General features: G+C 32.3%; 6 protein-coding genes. All 6 read left to right on the top strand.

The genetic code is table 11. The features are described from left to right. Positions 1-10: 10 nt before the first annotated feature. Positions 11-1,063, top strand: coding sequence for a HesA/MoeB/ThiF family protein (gene moeB, locus NH341_RS05700; RefSeq protein ID WP_253055964.1), 1,053 nt, complete (start codon positions 11-13; stop codon positions 1,061-1,063). A gap of 299 nt (positions 1,064-1,362) precedes the next feature. Continuing rightward, positions 1,363-6,165, top strand: coding sequence for a hypothetical protein (locus tag NH341_RS05695; protein ID WP_253055962.1), 4,803 nt, complete (start codon positions 1,363-1,365; stop codon positions 6,163-6,165). 44 nt (positions 6,166-6,209) lie between these two features. After that, positions 6,210-8,315 carry a fibronectin type III domain-containing protein gene (locus tag NH341_RS05690; protein ID WP_167713441.1) on the top strand — a complete coding sequence of 702 codons (2,106 nt, stop codon included), beginning with the start codon at positions 6,210-6,212 and terminating at the stop codon, positions 8,313-8,315. A 3-nt stretch (positions 8,316-8,318) separates the two neighbouring features. Beyond that, complete coding sequence (locus NH341_RS05685; RefSeq protein ID WP_253055960.1) at positions 8,319-13,580, top strand: T9SS type A sorting domain-containing protein; 5,262 nt, start codon at positions 8,319-8,321, stop codon at positions 13,578-13,580. A gap of 3 nt (positions 13,581-13,583) precedes the next feature. Next, on the top strand, positions 13,584-14,948 hold the full coding sequence (locus NH341_RS05680) for a PKD domain-containing protein (protein ID WP_167713444.1): 1,365 nt from the start codon (positions 13,584-13,586) through the stop codon (positions 14,946-14,948). A 1-nt stretch (position 14,949) separates the two neighbouring features. Further along, the gene (locus NH341_RS05675) at positions 14,950-20,889 is read left to right on the top strand and encodes a hypothetical protein (RefSeq protein WP_253055958.1); all 5,940 of its coding nucleotides are present in this window, start codon (positions 14,950-14,952) and stop codon (positions 20,887-20,889) included. Positions 20,890-20,894 lie beyond the last annotated feature (5 nt).

Here is a 20,894-nt window from a genome sequence, read left to right as displayed (position 1 = left end):
ACAATTAAACATGAACTTAAGTCAAGAAGAACAAAAACAATACAATCGCCATCTTATTCTAGACAAAGTAGGAGAAGAAGGGCAATTAAAATTAAAGCAAGCCAAGGTATTAGTGATAGGGGCTGGTGGATTGGGTTGTCCTGTATTACAGTATTTAACGGCTGCAGGTGTAGGTACGATTGGAATTATAGACGATGATGTAGTAGACCAAAGTAATTTACAGCGTCAGATTTTATATACAATAGACGATATAGGAAAGTCAAAAGCAGAAACGGCTGCAAACCGCTTGTCAAAATTGAATCCTTTTGTTCAGTTTTATGTGTATAAAGAAAAACTAACGAACCAGAATGCTATTTCTTTATTTGAAAAATATGATGTAATTGTAGATGGTAGCGATAATTTTGCAACACGCTATTTAACCAATGATGCAGCGTTACTAACTCAAAAGCCGTTGGTATATGGTGCTATTTTTAAGTTTGAAGGACAAGTAAGTGTGTTTAATTATCAGGGAAGTGCTACGTATCGATGTTTATATCCAACTCCACCCAAACCAGAAGAATCACCCAATTGTTCTGAAATTGGTGTGATAGGTGTATTACCTGGAATTATAGGAAGTTTACAAGCTAATGAAGCTATTAAGATTATTTGTGGAATAGGGGAGGTGTTAGCTAATAAATTATTGATGTATAATACATTAAGCATGCGTCAAATGATATTAAAGTTTGAAAGAACTGATAAAGCTGAGGTAACAGAGTTAGATAACGATTATGAATTCTTTTGTGGAATTAAAACAGCGACCCACGAAATAACTTTAGAGGAGTTACAAAATAATCTAACATTCTATAATTTATTAGATGTTCGTGAAGATTGGGAACGAGAGCAGCACCATATTGGAGGACAACATATCCCTTTAGGAGAGCTTGCTCAACGATATGATGATATAAATACCGAAAAACCTGTAATAGTGTACTGTAAATCAGGAGTACGTAGCCAATGTGCAATTGATTTTTTAGAACAGCAATTTGACACCGTTACTTTTATAAACTTAAAGGGAGGAGTATAAATTTTAGTGTGCATAGTTTATCACAATTAGCGGGCTTTTTTTAGAAGGATTTGTATTGCTATTGTATAAATGTTTTTGCTTGTCAAGCAAAGTTTATTATAGTATAGAGAATTCTTTTTTTAAGACTTAAAATTCTTTATACATAAATTTAATTTGTTAATAAAAATTAACAGTATTTTAAGTGGTTTTTATATAAAAAAGTATTATAAGGTAAAAAAGCTTTGTTGTGATTACATTTTTCACTTAATTTGCAGACTATTAAAGGGGAATAAAAGATTAAGTCTACTATATAAAAAACTATGTTAAAGAAAATTGCTATTTTCTTTCTTTTGTGGTTGTTTACTGTTCAGATAACGATTGCATCAGAAGGCTATAATGCTGTTAAAGAAACAATAAAAGATAGCTTAAAAGTTAAGCCAATAAACTCTTTTTCTAATTCTTTATTAAAAGAAACTTATGAAATAGAGACTTCACCAAAGGCAAAAGAATTTTCTTGGCCCAATATTAAAAAATGGTATCCAGCTTCTTCGCTTGTAGTTAATGATAGAGATAAAGCGCTAGCTTCATTTGAACAAATTGAAAAGCATGAGTCTTGGGTAGACAATTTTTCAAATGAAGATATAAAAGAACTTCCAGTCGGTGTTAAGCATACTAGAGAGAATATTCAATATGCCATAGGGATAACACAAGCTAACATTTACAAAGACTATACAGAGTTAACTGTTTTTGCAAGGGTACGTTTGCCGCAAACTAATGAAAACGGTTATCCTGTAGAGCTGTTTTTTGGAGCTAATAATGTTAAGTTATCGCATGATGGAGGTATTATCGGAGATGCTAACTTAGTATTGTTAGGAGATATGCATATACCTTTTAATGGAGGCAAATGGATGTTAACTTTAAAAGGAGGGTTTGATTATAGAACAGGTCTAACGCAAAATAAAACATATGTAACCATTAATTGTGATGGTGTTAAAGAGTTAGGAATAGAAGGAGAAATTGAGTTTTCAAGAGAATTGATTGTACCTTTAGAAGAAAATGGAGAAGTAAATGAAGGAAAAACAAAAGTTCCTTATAAAGTAGAAACAGAAAACGGAACGCAAACCCTCCAAGTGCCTTATCGTGTAAAAGGAGCTTTTAAAGCTATTGCTTCAGATTGGAACGATTTATTGGTCGGAATAAGTCTACAACCTTTTGTTTTAGCTAAAAAGAGAAATAAAAAAGATTATGATGGTAATTTTCAATTCTATTTAAATGAAGCTGTTCTAGATTTTAGTGACTTACGAAACTCTTCTAGTGTTAAATTCCCCGAACATTATCATAAAAACGGATTATTACTACCAAATCAAAATATTTGGAGAGGAGTTTATGTAAACACGTTAGATGTAAAACTACCTAAAGAGTTTAAAACTTCAAAAACTATTTCTAAAGGAGATAAGAGAATAGCTTTCGGAGCTCATAACTTATTAATTGACGGTCATGGGGTTTCAGGTTCTTTTTATGCAGAAAACATTTTTCCATTAAATGAAGGAAGAACCAATAAAGAAAAAGCTTGGGCATATTCTTTAGATAAAATAGAAGTGTCGTTAGTAGCAAATAAATTAATTGGGGCATCTTTTGGTGGACGTATTCAGTTACCTATTTCAAAATCTGAAAAGAAAAATGAAAAACTAGGTTTAAGATATACAGGTATTATCTCAGAAGAAGAATATTTGTTGAATGTACGTAATGATTCTATTATTGATTTTAATATATGGAAAGCTAAAGGAGAACTATTGCCTAATAGTGCTATTGAATTAAAAGTTAAGGAAGGTGAATTCAAACCTAAAGCAACGTTACATGGTCGTTTGGCAATTAGTGCAAATCAAGTAAAAAGTTTAGAAAACGAAGGAGATTCGCTAGTAGATAATTCAGGTAAAAAGAAATTAGTTGAATTTAAAGGAATTGTTTTTCAAAACTTAGTTTTACAGACTGAAAGTCCAGTTTTTTCGGTTGATTATATGGGGTATCGTGATAAGGTAGCTCTAGCTGGATTTCCAGTTTCTATAGAAAATATAGGGATTACAGCAAATAAAACGAATGCAAATTTATATTTTGACTTAGGGATTAACCTAATGGGAGAAAATAATGGTTTTGCGGCAAAAACTAGTTTAGGTATTATAGGAGCTTATGAGGAAGAAAACTACAGGCAAAAGTGGAAGTTTCAGGAAATAGAGCTTAATGCTATAGCCTTAAAAGCTGACTTAGGAGGTTTTTCTATGGAGGGAAACTTAACATTAATGAATGACGATCCAGAGTATGGTAACGGTTTTGCAGCTAATTTGAAGGCTGAGTTTAAGTCAGGAAATGGAATTAAGGTAGAAGCTAAAGGGGTTTTCGGGAAAACTACTTTTAGGTATTGGCAATTTGAAGCTATGGTGGATAATTTACCTCCAGGAACAGGGTCAGGAATATTGAATTTAGAAGGTTTTTCGGGGGGGGCTTCTTATCGAATGAAGCGTACAGATTTTTCATCTTCTTTTTCACCTTCAGGTATAGGCTATGTTCCAGATAGTAAGGTTGGGTTAGGAGTTAAAGCTATGGTAATGTTTAATGCTGTTAAGAAAGAATTAGTAAAAGGAGGAGCGGGATTCGAAATAGTTTTTAACAGTAAAGGAGGTGTTGACTTTTTAGGCTTTTATGGGCAAGCAACACTTATGGGGGTGGAAATTCCAGGAATGGGAAAAGTAAGTGAGTTAATGTCAAAACTGAAGGAAAATACTGTAGCCAAAGAAAAATTTTTAGGGGTAACTAAAGAGAATATAGATAATTCTTGGACAGGAAGAAACCTCTTAAATAAAGCTTCTGGAGATTTTCCACAAACACCAACAGGTAAGATGGCTATTAGTGCCAAAGTTGGAATTACCTATGACTTTCAAAATGATGTGCTTCACGGTGAGTTAGATGCTTATGTAAATGTAGCTGGTGGTTTTGTTGAAGGTAGAGGAACAGGAGGTAGAGCAGGTTGGGCGGTGTTGCACTTTTCACCAGAAGATTGGTATATATATATAGGTACACCAGAAGATCGTTTAGGGTTGCGTATAGGTGTTGGTCCTGTAAGTGTAGAATCAGGAGGGTATTTTATGGTAGGATCTAAACTACCGGGGTCACCACCACCTCCACCTATAGTTGCTAAAATTTTAGGAGTTGATGTCAATGAACTTGATTATATGCGAGATGAAAATAGTTTAAGTAATGGGGGAGGATTTGCTTTTGGAGCAGATATCTCTATCGATACAGGAGACTTACGTTTTTTAATTTTTTATGCTCGTTTTCAAGCAGGGGCTGGTTTTGATATTATGTTGAAAGATTATGGGGAGGCAAAATGTTCAAATACAGGAGATCAAGTAGGAATTAATGGATGGTATGCTAACGGACAGGCGTATGTGTACTTACAAGGGGAGTTAGGGATTCATGTTAAATTATTTTTTATAAGTAAAAAAATACCGATTATAAAAGCTGGCGCAGCAGTATTGTTGCAAGCAAAAGCTCCAAACCCTGTATGGATGAGAGGTTATGTTGGAGGGCATTTTAACGTTTTAGGAGGATTGATTAAAGGGAGATTTAGGTTTAAATTAACATTAGGAGAAGAATGTGTATTTGAAGATGCATCACCACTTGGAGGACTGAAAATAATAACAGACGTTACTCCAGATGATGGAGGTAAAGATGTAGATGTATTTGCTATACCTCAGGCTACTTTTAGTATGAAAGTAGGAGAACCTATTATAATACCGGAAGATGAAGGAGATAAAACATACAAGATTATTCTTGAAAAATATAGAATACTACATAAAGGGAAAGAAATAGAAGGAAATATTGAGTGGTCTAATTATAAAGATAGAGCCAACTTTATTTCTACTGATATTTTACCGCCGAATGAAGAATTAACCGTTGAGGTAGAAGTAAGTTTTAAAGAAAAAGTAAAAGGAGTCTTTAAAACAATAATGATAGATGGAAAAAAAGCTATTGAAAAAGAAGAAAGAACTTTTGTAACAGGAGGAGCACCAACAGTAATTCCATTACATAATATAACCTATGCATACCCTGTTTTAGATCAAAAATATTTTTTAGAGAAAGAATATGATAAGGGATATATTCAACTAAAAAGAGGGCAAGATTACCTATTCGATGATGCACAATGGAATAGTTATTTAATTTATGAAAAAGAAGGCGAGCTACCTTCTAAATATGAGTTTAATTACAATACATCAGATAATGTACTTACATACGACTTACCTAATGTAGTACAATCATCTAAGTATCATTTAAGTATTGTAAGTAAACCAAAAACAAAGAATAATGTAAGTAATGATAACAGTACTTATCAAAATGTGGATTTAGGAAATGATAGTGAAGATAACTCTGTGAAGGTACAGCAAAATAAAGCGGAGAATATTTCTAAAGATGGAGAAATAGAAAGGTTAGCTTACGATTTTAGTACTTCAAAATATAAAACCTTTAGAAATAAAATAAACTCAATAAAAACAACCAATTATAATTGGGGTAAAATTTATTCAGATGTTATTTATTTAAGCAATAGAATAGAGAATCATGAGCCGTTTGATATAGTAGAACTGTTAGGAACAAGCTACACAGATAATGTTCCTTTAGTAAATATAGAAGCAACTTTACAAGATGATTATTTTGAAAAAGATATAAATCCACCATTGTATGCAAAATATCCATTAGGAGGTTACCGAGTAAAAAGACGTGACGAAAGTGAGTTGGGAGCACCTCCAAAATATGCACTTCCATTGTTAAATACTTATATAAGTAACGCAGAGTACGAAGTAAATAAAAATATGTTAGAAACGACATTCCCTTTCAGGTATAATTTAGGGTATGTATACAAACAAGATTGGATAGATATACAATCACAAATAGTAAATGATTATAGTGATGGAATTATCGATGATGGGAATCCAGTATTGGAGTTTTTAGATAAGAATTACTTATTTATGAGGTATGGGGATTATAAAACTGAATTGTTTTACACGTTACCAAGTGGAATAAAAGGAACCAGCGTTATATATAAATTTAAAAACCCTAATAAGTTTAGGTAGTAATTTAAAATATTAATTAGAGGTTTAAAAAAAGATAAAAGAACATGAAAAAACAGTTTATTGTCTGTAAGATATTGTTTTTCGTAGCTATGAGTTTTTTGCTTCCTATGAGTTCTTTAGCTCAAAGAAATGAAATTATAAATGACCCAAATATACAAATACTTGCTAGGGTACAAGAAGATAAAATTTTATTACGTTGGGCTGCAACTACAGCAAATGCTTGGAAAAAGACAAACAAAAGTGGTTTTACATTAGAAAAATACGTGCTTTCTCGTGATGGAAAACGATTACCAAGTTTAGAAAAAGTATGGGCAAAAAAGATACAAGCAGACCCTATTGAAACTTGGCAAGAAATTGTAGAGAAAGATAACAATGCAGCTATTATTGCACAAGCATTATTTGGTGAAAGTTTTTTTATAGAAGGAGGAAGCGAAGGGCAACTAGCAGATATTTATAATCTAGTGAATGAGAATGAACAACGTTTTTCATTCTCTTTATTGGCGGCTGATATGAGTTTTGAAGCAGCAAAAAAAGCAGGATGGGGTTTTGAAGATACAGATGTAAAACTCCATGAAAAGTATGTATATAAAATTAAACCTACAATTATAGAGAATACTTCAGAAACTGTTAAAATAAAAGGAACTGCTACCATAGCTAGTATTAAAGAATACGAGCCATTACCGGCTCCGATAGATTTTCAAGGGATTTTTGGAGATAAAAATGTAATTCTAACATGGGAGTATCAATTGTTTAAAACAATATATACTTCTTATAATTTAGAACGTTCAGAGGATGGTATAAACTTTACATCGTTAAGCAAAGAGCCTTTGGTCAATTTGAACGATAAACCTGAAGCCCCAGCTAAACGTATGTTTTATATTGATTCCTTAGCGAACAATACGAAGACGTATTATTATAGAGTTAACGGAATCTCTCCATTTGGAGAAAAAGGGTTGTATTCTACAATAATTTCAGGAGTAGGAAAACCTATTTTACCTTATACACCAAGAGTTTACGATGTAGAACTTACCAAAAACACCAATGAAGCAATAATTACTTGGGAGTTTCCTAAAAAGGGAGAAACACTGTTAGAAAAATTTCAACTACTCATAGCTCCAGTTGATAAAGGCCCATATGTTGTGGCTGTAGATAACATTTCTCCGCAACAACGTAAGCTTACGTATTCCAAATTACAAGCATCAAATTATGTTAAAATTAAGGCTATAGGAAAAGACCCAAAACAAGAAAAAACATCGTTTTCAAAATTGATACAACCTTTAGATAGGATTCCTCCGGCTATACCTACAGAATTAAAGGGGGAAATAGATAGTTTAGGTGTAGTTCATATCACTTGGAAACAAAATATAGAACCTGATTTTTTAGGATATCGAGTTTTTAGAGGTTTTTTAAAAGATGAAGAACCTTCACAAATAACAGTATCACCTATAAGCCAAAATAGTTTTATAGATACCGTAACAGTAAAAAATTTAAATGCTGAGGTATTTTATAGTATAGTAGCTGTTGATAAGCGTCACAATCATTCCGAAAAATCAGAAGTGTTGGTATTAGAAAAACCAGATGTAATTCCTCCAACTGCTCCTGTTTTTTCAGGATATAAAATAAAAGAAGGAAAAATCATAATAGAATGGATACCTTCTTCAGAAGAAAATGCAACACATATTTTGTTACGAGAGAATCTTACCGAAAAGAAGGAGTTAGAAACTGTATTTAGTACTTATGATACAATACATCAATATATAGATACTCAATTAGAAACAAATAATAGGTATCGATATCATATCAAAGCGATTGATAAAAGTGGATTGACTTCGCTTCCTTCAACTCCCTTAACTATTGAGATGGTCAACTTAGCTCCAAAAGAATATATAAAGGGATTGGATTATGTGGTGAATAGAGAAACAAATCATATAGAACTTTTTTGGAGAGCGAATAAAGATGAAATAGCTGAGTATACTATTTACAAGCAACTGAAAGAAAAACAACCAAGTACTTGGCGTATTTTACCAGCTAACATAAGAACAGTTATAGATAAAGAAGTAAGCCCTAACGAAATATATATATATCATATACGTGCTACACTAAAAAAAGGAGGCTATGCTAAAGTAAAAACTATTGAAATAAAATTTTAGAAAATGAAAAAGATTATAGTTCTTTTTTTATTGATACTAACTACCAGTAGAATATTTTCTCAAATAAATCTTGGAGGAGAAGCTAAATACGAGTTAACAATTAGTGGATATGCACTGATAGATCGTAAAGCATGTGGAGATATTTTTGGATTACGAAGTATTAAAGTAAAGTATAAGGATGGAAGAATACAGACTGTATGGAGTGGAAGAAGATATAGAGATTCTTTTACCCATGTAGTAGAATACAGTAAAAGTAATGTTATAACAGAAGTGCTTTTTCATGAAATAAATAGATGGAAAACAACTTTTGGTTGTAATGGTGGCCCAAGAGATATAAACACATCCATCTCTATAAATAATACTTGTTTTAATGGTTTTGCAAATGATTTAGGGCATCAACTTAAAAGAGTTTCAATAAATTCAAGACCAATAACGGTTATTGAAGAAAAAGGAACTCCATTGTATTTAGATGAAACAAGTTTTTTAACAATTGACTTGCCAAACACATTGAATAATGAGCATTACAATTGGAAGTATAAAGTAGGGAATGGAGCTACTAAGTCGATTCCTAGCTCATTTAATAATACAAATATTTTAAACTTAAAAGGAGAAGACTTTTTAACAAATTCAGATTTTGGAAAAACGATATCAGTTTGGGCAGAAACAAAGTGTGATATAGGAGCACAGCTAGCAAGTCATATAGCAGCTAGAGATGCTTACTCTGAAGCTGCTAATATCTTCTATAGATGTTCTAGAAATTTTATTCTATGGAAAAAATGTTATAATCAATTAAATAAAAATGCAACTAAATTCTATGACAAATATTATACACAAGAATTGATTGATACATATGATAATAACACCTCAAATGTTATCCAATTTACATATTTAAAGGGGGCACCTCATATAATGTCAGTAGAACCTATGGATATCAGTTGTTATGAAGAGGAAGATGGTAGTGTAAAAATAAATTTTGACAGAGCTATATTACCTAATGAGCTTCTAAGTATTAATATTGTAGATTTAAATAATCAAATAGATGTAGATAAAGATGGTAACCCTATTTATGAAAATGTTGATTCATATTCCAACATAGGTGAAGGGGATTTAGAGACTGATAATTCGTTTACGTTTAGTTCTAAAATAGGGAAAGGGCTACCCAGTGGTAATTTTCGTGTAGAGTTGACAGGATATATTAATGGAGCTTCCACTTATACAGGAGGAGATACACATGAAAAAGATTTTCCCATAGATGAACCCAACCCCATAGAATTTTCAGTAAGTTCTACCAGTGTATGGTGTAAAGGAGGTAGTGATGGGATAATTACTATAAAAGTTAGTGGCGGGCAAGACAGAAAAAAGTATAAATATTTATTACGAGAGGAAGGAGATACAAGTCCTGTGTTAGATAGTGATTGGATTGAGTTTAAAAACCTAGCAACTTTTACAGGAACCTATCGAAACAGAAAACTTGAAGCTACCCAAGTTATCACAGGAAAATCAGCCGGAGATTATATTGTTCAAATAAAAGATGCAAATAATTGTATCGCTAAAATACCCGTAAGAGATGGGGCAGGAAATATTATAGGTTTAGGAGAAGAAAAAAAAGCTTCTGTAATGGTTAATGAACCCGATTCACCTGTAAAAATAAATTTTGTGCATGAAGAACAACCAACAGCTTTTGGGTTTTCAGATGGAAGAATCCGTGCTGAAATTACAGGAGGAACTCCATTACCTAATGGGAAGTATAATTTTACGTGGAAACACGAAAATGGTACTACATGGAATACCTTTAGTGATATTGTAAATGCCGACGGGTGGTACCTAACTTTGGAAAATGCAATTGCAGGAAAATATAGCTTAACTATAACAGATGCAAATTATAATAAAGCTACAAATAAAGAAGGGTGTACGATAGTTAATGCTGAATATATCTTACAGCAACCACCGAAATTAAAATTAAAAATAGAAGAAACGAATTCCATTTCTTGTAATAGTAGTAATACTTATGGAGATCCATCTAGTGACGGAGAGCTTACAGCTATAGCTTCAGAAGGAGTCCCTTTTAGGCCACTTATACGAGGTAAATACAAGTATAAATACACTTGGAAAAAGAAAGATGCGTCAGGTGTTTATCAAATCATACCTGGAGAAACAGGAAATGTACTTGAAAATAGAGGAGCAGGAGAATATGCAGTTAATATTGAAGATGCTAATGGAATAATTATAGGAAGTTATAACAATAATACATTAGTGACTCCAACAGATAAAGAATACGAGCTACAACAGCCAGAATTATTAAAAATAACATACACTAAACAAGATGTATTTTGTCATCAAGGGACAGATGGAGCTATAAACACTACAATAACAGGAGGAACGGGGAACTACACCATCTCTTGGAGTACAGGAGAAACTACAGAAGATATATCAAACTTAGTAGCTGGTAATTATACTATTGAGGTAACCGACGAAAAAGGATGTCAAGCTCAAGAAACAATAACAATTGAAGAACCTCAGAATCCTATTAATATAAATTATAACTTTTTTGAACCAACATTCGCTGGTGCTACAAATGGGTGGATTAAAGCTACAATAACAGGAGGGACTCCTTTAAACGATGGTTCTTATACATATAAATGGCAAGATGCGAATGGAAATAATTTAAATACTCAGGTAACTTCAAGTTCTAATACGGGGAGTTATGAATTAACCTTAAATAGTATAGGAGAGGGAACATATAAGCTAACAATTCAAGATAAAAACTACCCTTTGGCAATTGATAAAAAGGGGTGTACTGTAATTGAAAGTGAATATTATATTGATGACCCCGAACCGTTAAAAGCAAGTATTGAATTAAGAAAACCAATTTCATGTAATAGTAGTAATAGTTACGGAGATCCTTTTTCTGATGGTGTTTTAGAAATAATAGCTGAAGGAGGGATAAAACTACAACCCAATGAAAATAATGGTTTACCTTATTACTATACTTGGAAAAAAGAAACAAGTCCAGGGGTTTGGACAATATTGACTACACAAACCTCAAATATAGCAAGTGGATTAGACGCAGGAAATTATGCAGTAAATATAGAAGATGCTAATGGTATTATTTTAGGTGTATATAAAAACAATGTATTAGAAACCCCAACAGATGTAATTTATAATTTTGAAGAACCACCATTGCTGGAATTAACTTTTGAAAAGCAAGATGTGTATTGTTACGAAGGTAGTGATGGTTGGGCAAAAGCAATTATTAAAGGAGGAATATCTCCATATAACATCGAGTGGGAAAGAGGAAACAAAGTAGCACAAATAAATTCCCTAACAAAAGGAGAGTATAGCGTTACGGTTACAGATGCAAGAGGCTGTCAAGTAACAGGAAGTATTTTAATAAATCAACCAAAAAACCCTATAAGTATAAATTATACTTCTTTTGCTACACCTTCTACAGGAGGAGCATCTGATGGTTGGATACAAGCCGAAATAGAAGGAGGAACCTCTTTTGCTGAAGGTAGTTATACTTATTATTGGCAGGATGAAAAGGGAACAATATTGAATGGGCAAACGGAAACAAGTATCGTAAATGGTAAATTTCAAATAAAAATAAACAATATCCCCAAAGGGTTATATCACTTAACGATTGAAGATGCAAATTATATAGCAGCAACCACAAAAGAAGGATGTACTTATGTAGAGAAAGAATTCATCTTATATGATCCAATAGAAGCCACTATTAGCATTGAAAAGCCAATTTCATGTAATCAGAATAATAAGTTTAACAATCCTTATGCGGATGGGGCTTTAAAGGCGAGCATAACTGGAGGGTTACCGTTTAGTACAGGGCAGTCGTACATATATTATTGGAAAAAGAAAAACAGTAGTGGAGTATATGAAGATTTGAATCAAAACAATCCAATAGCTACTGATTTATCAACAGGAGAATACGCTTTAAATGTAGAAGATAGTAGAGGAGTTATAATAGGTGTTTATGAAAGTTTACAGTTAATCAATCCATCAGATGTATTGTTTAGCTTTGAAGAACCAGAATTACTTGCACTATCGTTATCTGCTACAGAAATTTCTTGTGATACAGGAAATGATGGAACAGCAACTGTAGCTATTTCAGGAGGAATACCTCCTTATAATATACAGTGGTCTAATGGAGCAACAACAGCAACAGCAGAACATTTAATAGCAGGAAACCATTTGGTATTTGTTACTGATGCTAGAGGTTGTGAAGTAACAGGAAGTATTACAATCGGACAACCTGGAGGATTAAAAATTGAAGTAAATAAAAAGAATCCTACTTGTTATGGTGCAAATGATGGAGCCATTTCTTTAGATATTTCAGGAGGAGAAGCACCATATACTTATAAATGGGAAACAGGAGAAAAAGCTACAAGTTTATTGAACTTAGTAGAAGGAACCTATAAATTTTCATTAACAGATGCCAATGGATGTAAAGCTTTTGCAGAAGTAAAATTAGAAAACCCTGAAAAATTAATTATAGACTTGGGGAGTGACAAAACCTTATGTATAGATCAAACCTATGTTTTAGACGCCAGTATTGATGATGAAAATGCAACATACAATTGGATATCAAGTAGTGGGTTTAGCTCAAAAGAAGCATCAATAACTATAACAGAAGGAGGGATATATACTGTAACAGCAACATCTTCATTAGGTTGTGTAGCTACTGACACTATAACAATTAATTACAGGAACCAAGAAATAAACGCTGAGTTTTTACTATCGTCCCAAGCATATATTAATGAAGAAGTAGTTGTATTCCACACAAGTAACCCTGCCCCTGAATCTTTTGAATGGGTGTTGCCCAAGGAAGCTGAATTAGTAGAAGAGAAAGAAAATACAGTAGTTCTTAGCTTTTCTAAAGCAGGAACCTACGAAGTTGGATTATTAACAAAAGTTGGTGACTGTGTACAAGAAGTATACAAAAAAGTAGTAGTTGAAGAAGAAAGTGGATTAGTCGACCCAGGAGATACAGAAACCCCATTTATTGAGGCGTTTAGTATTTCTCCAAATCCAAATAAAGGAAGCTTTGAGGTTAGTATAGATTTAGTAGAAGTAACCCCTATTTCTCTTCGTATTTTTAACGCACAAGGGCAATTTATAACAAAACATATACCCAATGAGACATTAGAAGAATATAGTATTCCGTTTACAGTGAATTTAGCTTCAGGAATGTATGTAGTAGTGCTAGAAACAGCAAAGCAAACACAGGTAAAAAGAATGATTGTAGATTAAAAAATGAAGAAAACTTATAACTATACATATATTTTACTAGCAGTAATTTTTGTGATGACTGCATGTTATAAAGAGACCCCAATGTTTATAAAAGCGGATTTTGAAACTTCTTTTGTTAATGATGATGAATCTGTACCTGTACAAATAAGTATTCGAAACAAAACAGAAGGGGCAGATACTTACGAATGGACTTTTGAAGGAGCCACAGTTACTTCATCAACAGATAAAAATCCAGGAGGTATTGAATATACGAAAGCAGGAACATATACAATAACATTAAAAGTCTCCAATGTTGATGGTTTGGAAGAGACCTTAACAAAAGAGATTACAGTTGTAGAAGGAATAGACATACAGTTCTCAACAGAAACAATTAAAAGTAATTACCCACCGGTAGAAGTTAAATTAACAAATAATACAGTTGGAGAAAACTTAACCTATCAATGGACTTTTGAAGGAGGAAAACCAGCAAAGTCAACAGATAAAAACCCTACAAATATAGTATTTGAAGAACCAGGAAAACACCGTATACAAGTTGCGGTGTCAAACGGTTTTGAAACAATAACCAAAGAAGAAATCATAACAGTTTTACCTGATATAGATATAGACTTTGATTGGGAAGTCGATTTTTTTGATGATGATTATCAAGCTCCAGTAACTATTACCTTACAAAATAAAACAACCGATGCTATAAGTTATCAATGGACTTTTGAAGGAGGAGCACCTAGTAAAAGTATAGAAGAGAATCCAGAGGTTACTTTTCAAAATATAGGGACATATACAATCAAGTTGATTGCTTCTAATGGGAAGACAGAAAAGATAACAACAAAAACTATACAGGTAAAACCAAATACTAATTTAAGAACATTTACAGATGTTAAGTTAGGAATCAACTCTGCTCATAGTAACAATAATGTGGGAGCCTTTTTTTCAACAGAATTAAGGAAAACATTTACTGCAAATGAAGTTACTACAGAAAATGGATATAAAATAGATCTCGTTTTTCTGGGACTTAGTAATGGTTTTACTTATAATAAATTTCTGTCACCAACTGAAGCAGGTTCCAATGGTTTTGTATCAATACCTAATGCACAACAAACTAAATTAATTAACTCTCAAGAAAGTTGTAGCTGTGGGGTAAGTTTTAGTGTTGCTCAATTTGATGCAATGAACAATGACACTCCTTTACAAACTATAACAATTACGGAAACTCCAAACGGATTATTACATTTTGATAATACTATGAAACCAAGAATTGTACTGTTTCAAACTGTTGATGGAAGAAAAGGAGCTATAAAAATAAAGGAGTTTGTAGATAACGGAAGTAATTCATACATCCTTTGTGATATTAAAGTTCAAAAATTGCCTTAGAATGAATGTATCGAAATTAAAATATAGATTAAAACAATCATTGTTTTTTTATTGCTTATTGCTAGTTGTAGGAGTATATGCGCAACGTTATCCAGTACAAGTAACGCAAACCATTATTCCACCATATTCAACAAAATTAAGTGATTATGCAACGGCAAGCGATGTTAAGTTTCGTTTAAACGTGTTATTAACAGATGTTGTAGCTAATAACAAGCAAGTACGATTAAAGCTACATATCAAAGGGAATGGTTTTGATATTCAGTCAACAGATTTTGTTGCGGGAGCTTCACAAGTGATTTTGAATGGGGGAGTACTACAGCAGTTTACAAATATCGATTTAGCGGCTTATTTTCAACCTAATAATTTAATAGGCATTTCGCCTCAACAGTATAACAAACCTTTACCAGAAGGAATGTATTCTTTTTGTTGGGAAGTGTATGATGCGTATACAAATCAACAATTAAATCATCCTACAGCGGGTTGTTCTAATGTGTATTTAGTACTAAACGATCCACCGTTTTTAAATTTACCTTATAAAGGAGATCAAATTGTGGCGCAAGATCCTATGAATATTATTTTTCAATGGACGCCAAGACACACCAATGCTACCAATGTATCCTATGAGTTTGAATTACGAGAATTATGGGATACGCAAGTAGATCCGCAAGCAGCTTTTTTAGCGTCACCTAATTATTATTCAGAAACTACCTATACAACAACGCTGTTATATAATATAGGAAAACCTACCTTATTGCCTAATAGAAGATATGGTTGGCGGGTTAAAGCGAAATCTACTACAGGAGTTAGCGAAAATTCCATTTTTAAAAATGATGGTTATAGTGAAATTTATTACTTTACCTACACTAATGCCTGTTACCCACCAACTTTTGTATTGTCAGAAGTAGTAGCCAAAGATCGTATTAAACTTACTTGGCAAGGGCACCCAGACCATAAAAAATACCATGTACAATATAAAAGAGCAGATATACCCGATGCTGAATGGTTTGAAGTATATACTTATAACACACAAGCCCAAATAAGTAATTTACGAGAAGGAAAAACGTATATGTTTCGAGTAGGAGGTACTTGTAATGAACTGACAGATTTTGACCAAAACTATTCGTACAGTCATATGAGTCAGTTTACCATGCCTGCTAAAGATGAAATGGGGAGTAGCTATAACTGCGGAATTATTCCAGAAATACAAATTGATAATAACGATCCTCTAAAAAATATAGGAATCAATGAAACCTTTACAGCAGGTGATTTCCCTGTAACTGTGAAACAGATACAAGGAGGAAACGGAACCTTTACAGGAGTAGGATACATTGTAGTTCCTTATTTGGGCGACACTAAAATAGCGGTAACCTTTGATGCTATAAGTATCAATACCGACTATCAATTGATAGAAGGTGTGGTAAAAACGACTTACGACCCAACTTGGGGAGATGTAGAAGATACCAATGACTGGACTCAAGGTGGAACTGGAAACTCAGAATCAACCGAGGTAGATTTCCCAGTTTCAGATGTACAGTTAGATCCGAATGGAGACATATTAGTTATAGGAGAAAACGGAGAATTAGTAGAATTACCGGGGGGTGAAGATATTGTAATAACAGATAGTAACGGACAAGTTTGGGCGGTTGATGAAGAAGGTAATGTAACTCCACAAGGAACACAAGCGGAAGGGGGAGCTAGCAATCCAGAAAATACCAATGGTGTTAATACCAATGGTCAAGCTACTGCGATATCAGCCAAAGGAGTAATAGTAACCTTTAAAAAAGCATCCAATAGTAAATATGGGTTTGATAGCTACGAAAGTAACTATAGTGCTACGAAAGATTTATACAAAAAATTAGGTAACAATTATTATGTTCCTTATAAAGCTGTTGCAAAAAACGATACAGAAACTATTGTAGCGAATTTAGCTATTACAGATAACAAAATTAAACCTCAAGATATTGTTTTTAAAACAAAAGAAGGAGTAGCTATTACAAAAATAGATAGTACAGCTACTTCTTATACCTTACAATTAAAAGGTGTTTTTGACGATGCTGAAATAGAAACACAAGCCTTAGTAAAACAAGGAACTAAATATGAGGTTGCAGGTGCATTTATACAATACCAAGTAACCCCTAAAAACGTAAAAGTAGTAGTAGTAAATACCTCTAATACTACTATACGTATAATAAAAGAATCGTTACAAAACATATATCAACAAGCAATGGTAAACCTTACCATTACTGAAATTAACGATTTTAAAAACGATTTAGAAGCTTTAACTCCAAATGGAATCATACAAAGTGGAGAAAGCGGTTTTGCAGCACAATATACCGAACAACAACGTCAAATTAATAATAAACTAAAACAACACTCACAATACCAGAAAGATGCTTACTATTTGATTGTAACAGATAAAACACCTTCTTCTACTAGCGAAAAAGGGTTAATGCCTTTAGGTAGGCAGTTTGGGTATGTGTATACGACCAACTGTTCAACTGTAGACTGTGTAGCATTGACTGCTGCTCACGAGTTAGGACATGGAGCCTTCCAGTTAAAGCACCCATTCTCTTCACAGAGTTACCAGTATGCACAAAAAGCTACCAATTGGTTACTTGATTATAAAGACGGAACAAAACTTCCTTTTGTACACTGGCAAGCCATACACAATCCTAAATTACGTATTGGGGTTTTTGATAAGGATGAAGAGGGGCAACAAGTTACAGTTACAGATATTAGTGAATTAAAAGAGTTTGCCAATCCAGATGGTTCATTAACGTTTATTGCTAGATCAGGAAAACCAATTACTGTACCAGGAAATATTACGGAAGTTATTTTTAGTACAGGAGATTCTGAAAAATGTGAAGTAGATACTGAAAATCCATTTAGGATAAAGCCTTTTGGTACTTTGACTAGTTTTGTTTACAAAGACAAACGTTACACCGCTGCATGGAAGTGTAAAGCAAAAGAATTTATGGGTTATATGTCGAGCTTAGACAATACCTATAAGGACGTATTAACGAAGAAATCTATAACTAAAGCGATTGTCGGTTTTCCTGCTGTAGCTAATGGAGCTATAATATTCAAAGTAGGACAACTTTCTATAACACCTGAAAATGGCGGAGAGGATTATACAGCTGAAGGAGATTATCAAGAATATGATTTCCTATCTCAAAGATTGAAAGATGTTGTAAAGTTTAATGAAATTTCTGCACCAAAGTTCGACCCTGCTTTAAGTGAAGAAGTTCAGCAGTTCATAATTGATAATATATACAAAGCTGGTTTTGATGGGAAGGAGTTTTATGATAATGATGCTTATGTTTTTGTCCATGCGACTCAGTTAGAGAAATATAATGTTTTAAAAGGATGTTTTAAAACTGGAGTTCCTGGTCAATTATTGAAGTTAATTGTAAAAACTCATATAAGAATTACAAAATCAGGAGCTACTTCTACATATACTTCAGATATGTTTGAAGATAGTCATGAAGAAAATAGTAACATTTATAATGCTAAAAGTTTAATTAATCATTGGAAAAAATATAATCTAAATTACTATCCAATTGTAGCTGATCAAGTAAAGAATTTTGAAATTTTGAAAGAAGCCGATCATGATGACATTATAGAAACATTTAGATCAATAATGGATATTAATTATGAAAGTGTTTCTTCTGATAATTGGGACTGCTTTTTTGAAAAGCTAGGTTTCGATAATCTAACATTAGTTTTAAAAGCACTTTCTGAAAGAGATGATTGGGGGAATGAAACAGAAAACCTACTGTTAAAAATTTTCAAATTAGCAGATGGTAATGATGAAAGAGAACAAAAAATTCTAGATATATTAAAAGTTGAAAATTATAAGCTATTAACTAAAATAGTTAATATAACTAATGATTGGGCGGATAATAATAATCCACAATTTGAAGACATTGTTAGTTACATCTCTAAATGGCTTATTGCTAGAAGTCCAAAAGAGCTTTATAAAGAAATGGTTAATAAAGCTGAATCATGGAATGAAATTCCTTTCAATTATGAAAGTTATAGCAAACTCAATGTAGTTCCTACAGCAATGAACAATATGTTTGGTTTTGCAGAACCTAATAGTTTGCCATATAAAATGGAAACTTCTTTAAAAGGAGGTTTAGTTAATATAACAGTTAGTACAGGAACTAAACCAGGAGGAAGCATAACAGGTATAGCGTTTAAAAACACATACTCTCCATATGATTATGTCGTTATGGATATTCGTCATGATTTTAAAATAGGAGGTAAAGTATTTAAGGAACAAAAAATATTAGTACCTAGAATCTTTGTTCATTGGTTGGCTACGAACATTAACGGTAAAAACAATGAAGCTTTTTTACGAGTATTTACTGAAGTAATGGCTGTTGCTGCAATACCATTAACAGGAGGAGCATCAACAATACTTTTAACAATAGATGCTACTTTAGCCACAGCAGATATTGTATTTACTATTGCAAATAATGTTGATAATGAAAGTTTATTAGGAAATGAAAAGTTTTTTAATGTTTGGACAGGTATTTATGGCATTTATAATTTACGACACCTACCAGCTTTAGCAACTTCAATAGGTAAAGGAAGTAAAGCATTGTTTAAATATACTACTACTGAGGTTGGTGATGCTAAGTTTTTACGTAAACTGGTTTTTGATTTTAAAAATAAATCAAATTTTATACAAGAATTTAAGAAATTAAGTGCAGAGCAAAAATTAGATGTAATTTTTAAATTGGATGATTTAGCGTTAGCTATAAAAAAAGAGTCTGAAATACTAACCTTAAGTAAACGTATTATTTACAGAAAATTAATAGAGCTTAAACTGGAGCTTAATACTATATTTAAAACACCCAACTCTTTTGTAATTAAAGTAAAGCCTACAAGTACACCTTATAATCCTACATTGGCAATTGATTATAATAATAAATTAACTGGATTAGGTAAGGTTTTATTAAATGAAAACAAAGAAATTGTTCTTGTAGAATCCTCTAAATGGTTACCAAGTACCATTAAAAACCCTAAAGAATTAGGAGAGATTCCTCGTGTTATAACTACTATTAATGGTATACGAAAAGTAAGTAATATAAAAATACTAGTAAATAGCGATAATGAAAATGTTTACATAAAGCTAGCTGCAGGTATTGGCGATGATATAGTAAAAAATAAAGTTGAAAAACTATTAAAGTTAAGAAAGGAGATAAATCCAGATGGTTTAACACATAACTGTGCTACCTGTGCTATTGAGTTTCAAAATAAAGTAACCAAGGGGTCAAATGAGGTAATTGAGCAAATCATAAGAAACTATAAAAATGGGGTACCTCCAGAAGAAGTAGCTACATTAATAAGAAATGTTTTTGGAGAAGGAAATGTAAAAGAACATAGATTATCATTTAGTTATAATGAATTAAATACTAAATTAAATGATATTCATCAAGAAAGTGTGATTTTAATGGGGCTTTATAGAGAGCCAATATTAGATAAGGTTAAAAATATAAATACAACACACCATGTTTTTAATGCTGTAAGAACCAAAAACAAAAAATGGGAAGTTATAGATGTTCAAACAGGTCAAATTTTAGATAAAGAATTTATTGATGAAAAATTTACTTCAGTTGATATATTCGAAATCTTATATAGTGACCATAAATATATCTCTCGAAACATACTAAAAAAAGATTTACCGAAAGAAGTGTATAGTTGGATTGATAATATGCCAGAAAACTTATTGAATACATTAGAAGAATTACCAACGAATAAATTGCAACAGTTTGTAAAAGAATTTAATAATGATTTAGATAACTTATATAAGTTTAATAAAGATCCAGTATTATTTGATTCATGGTTGCTCATGGAAAGTAAAGGAATTAAAATTGAATGGAGAACTAGATTTAAAGACTTAGAAATAACGAAAAGGTTTTTGTGTAATTAAAAGCG

This window comes from Tenacibaculum sp. XPcli2-G, from assembly GCF_024124505.1.
Classification (GTDB): domain Bacteria; phylum Bacteroidota; class Bacteroidia; order Flavobacteriales; family Flavobacteriaceae; genus Polaribacter; species Polaribacter mesophilus.
Note: the sequence above shows the minus strand (reverse complement) of the source record. Positions and strands in the feature narration are given on the sequence as shown.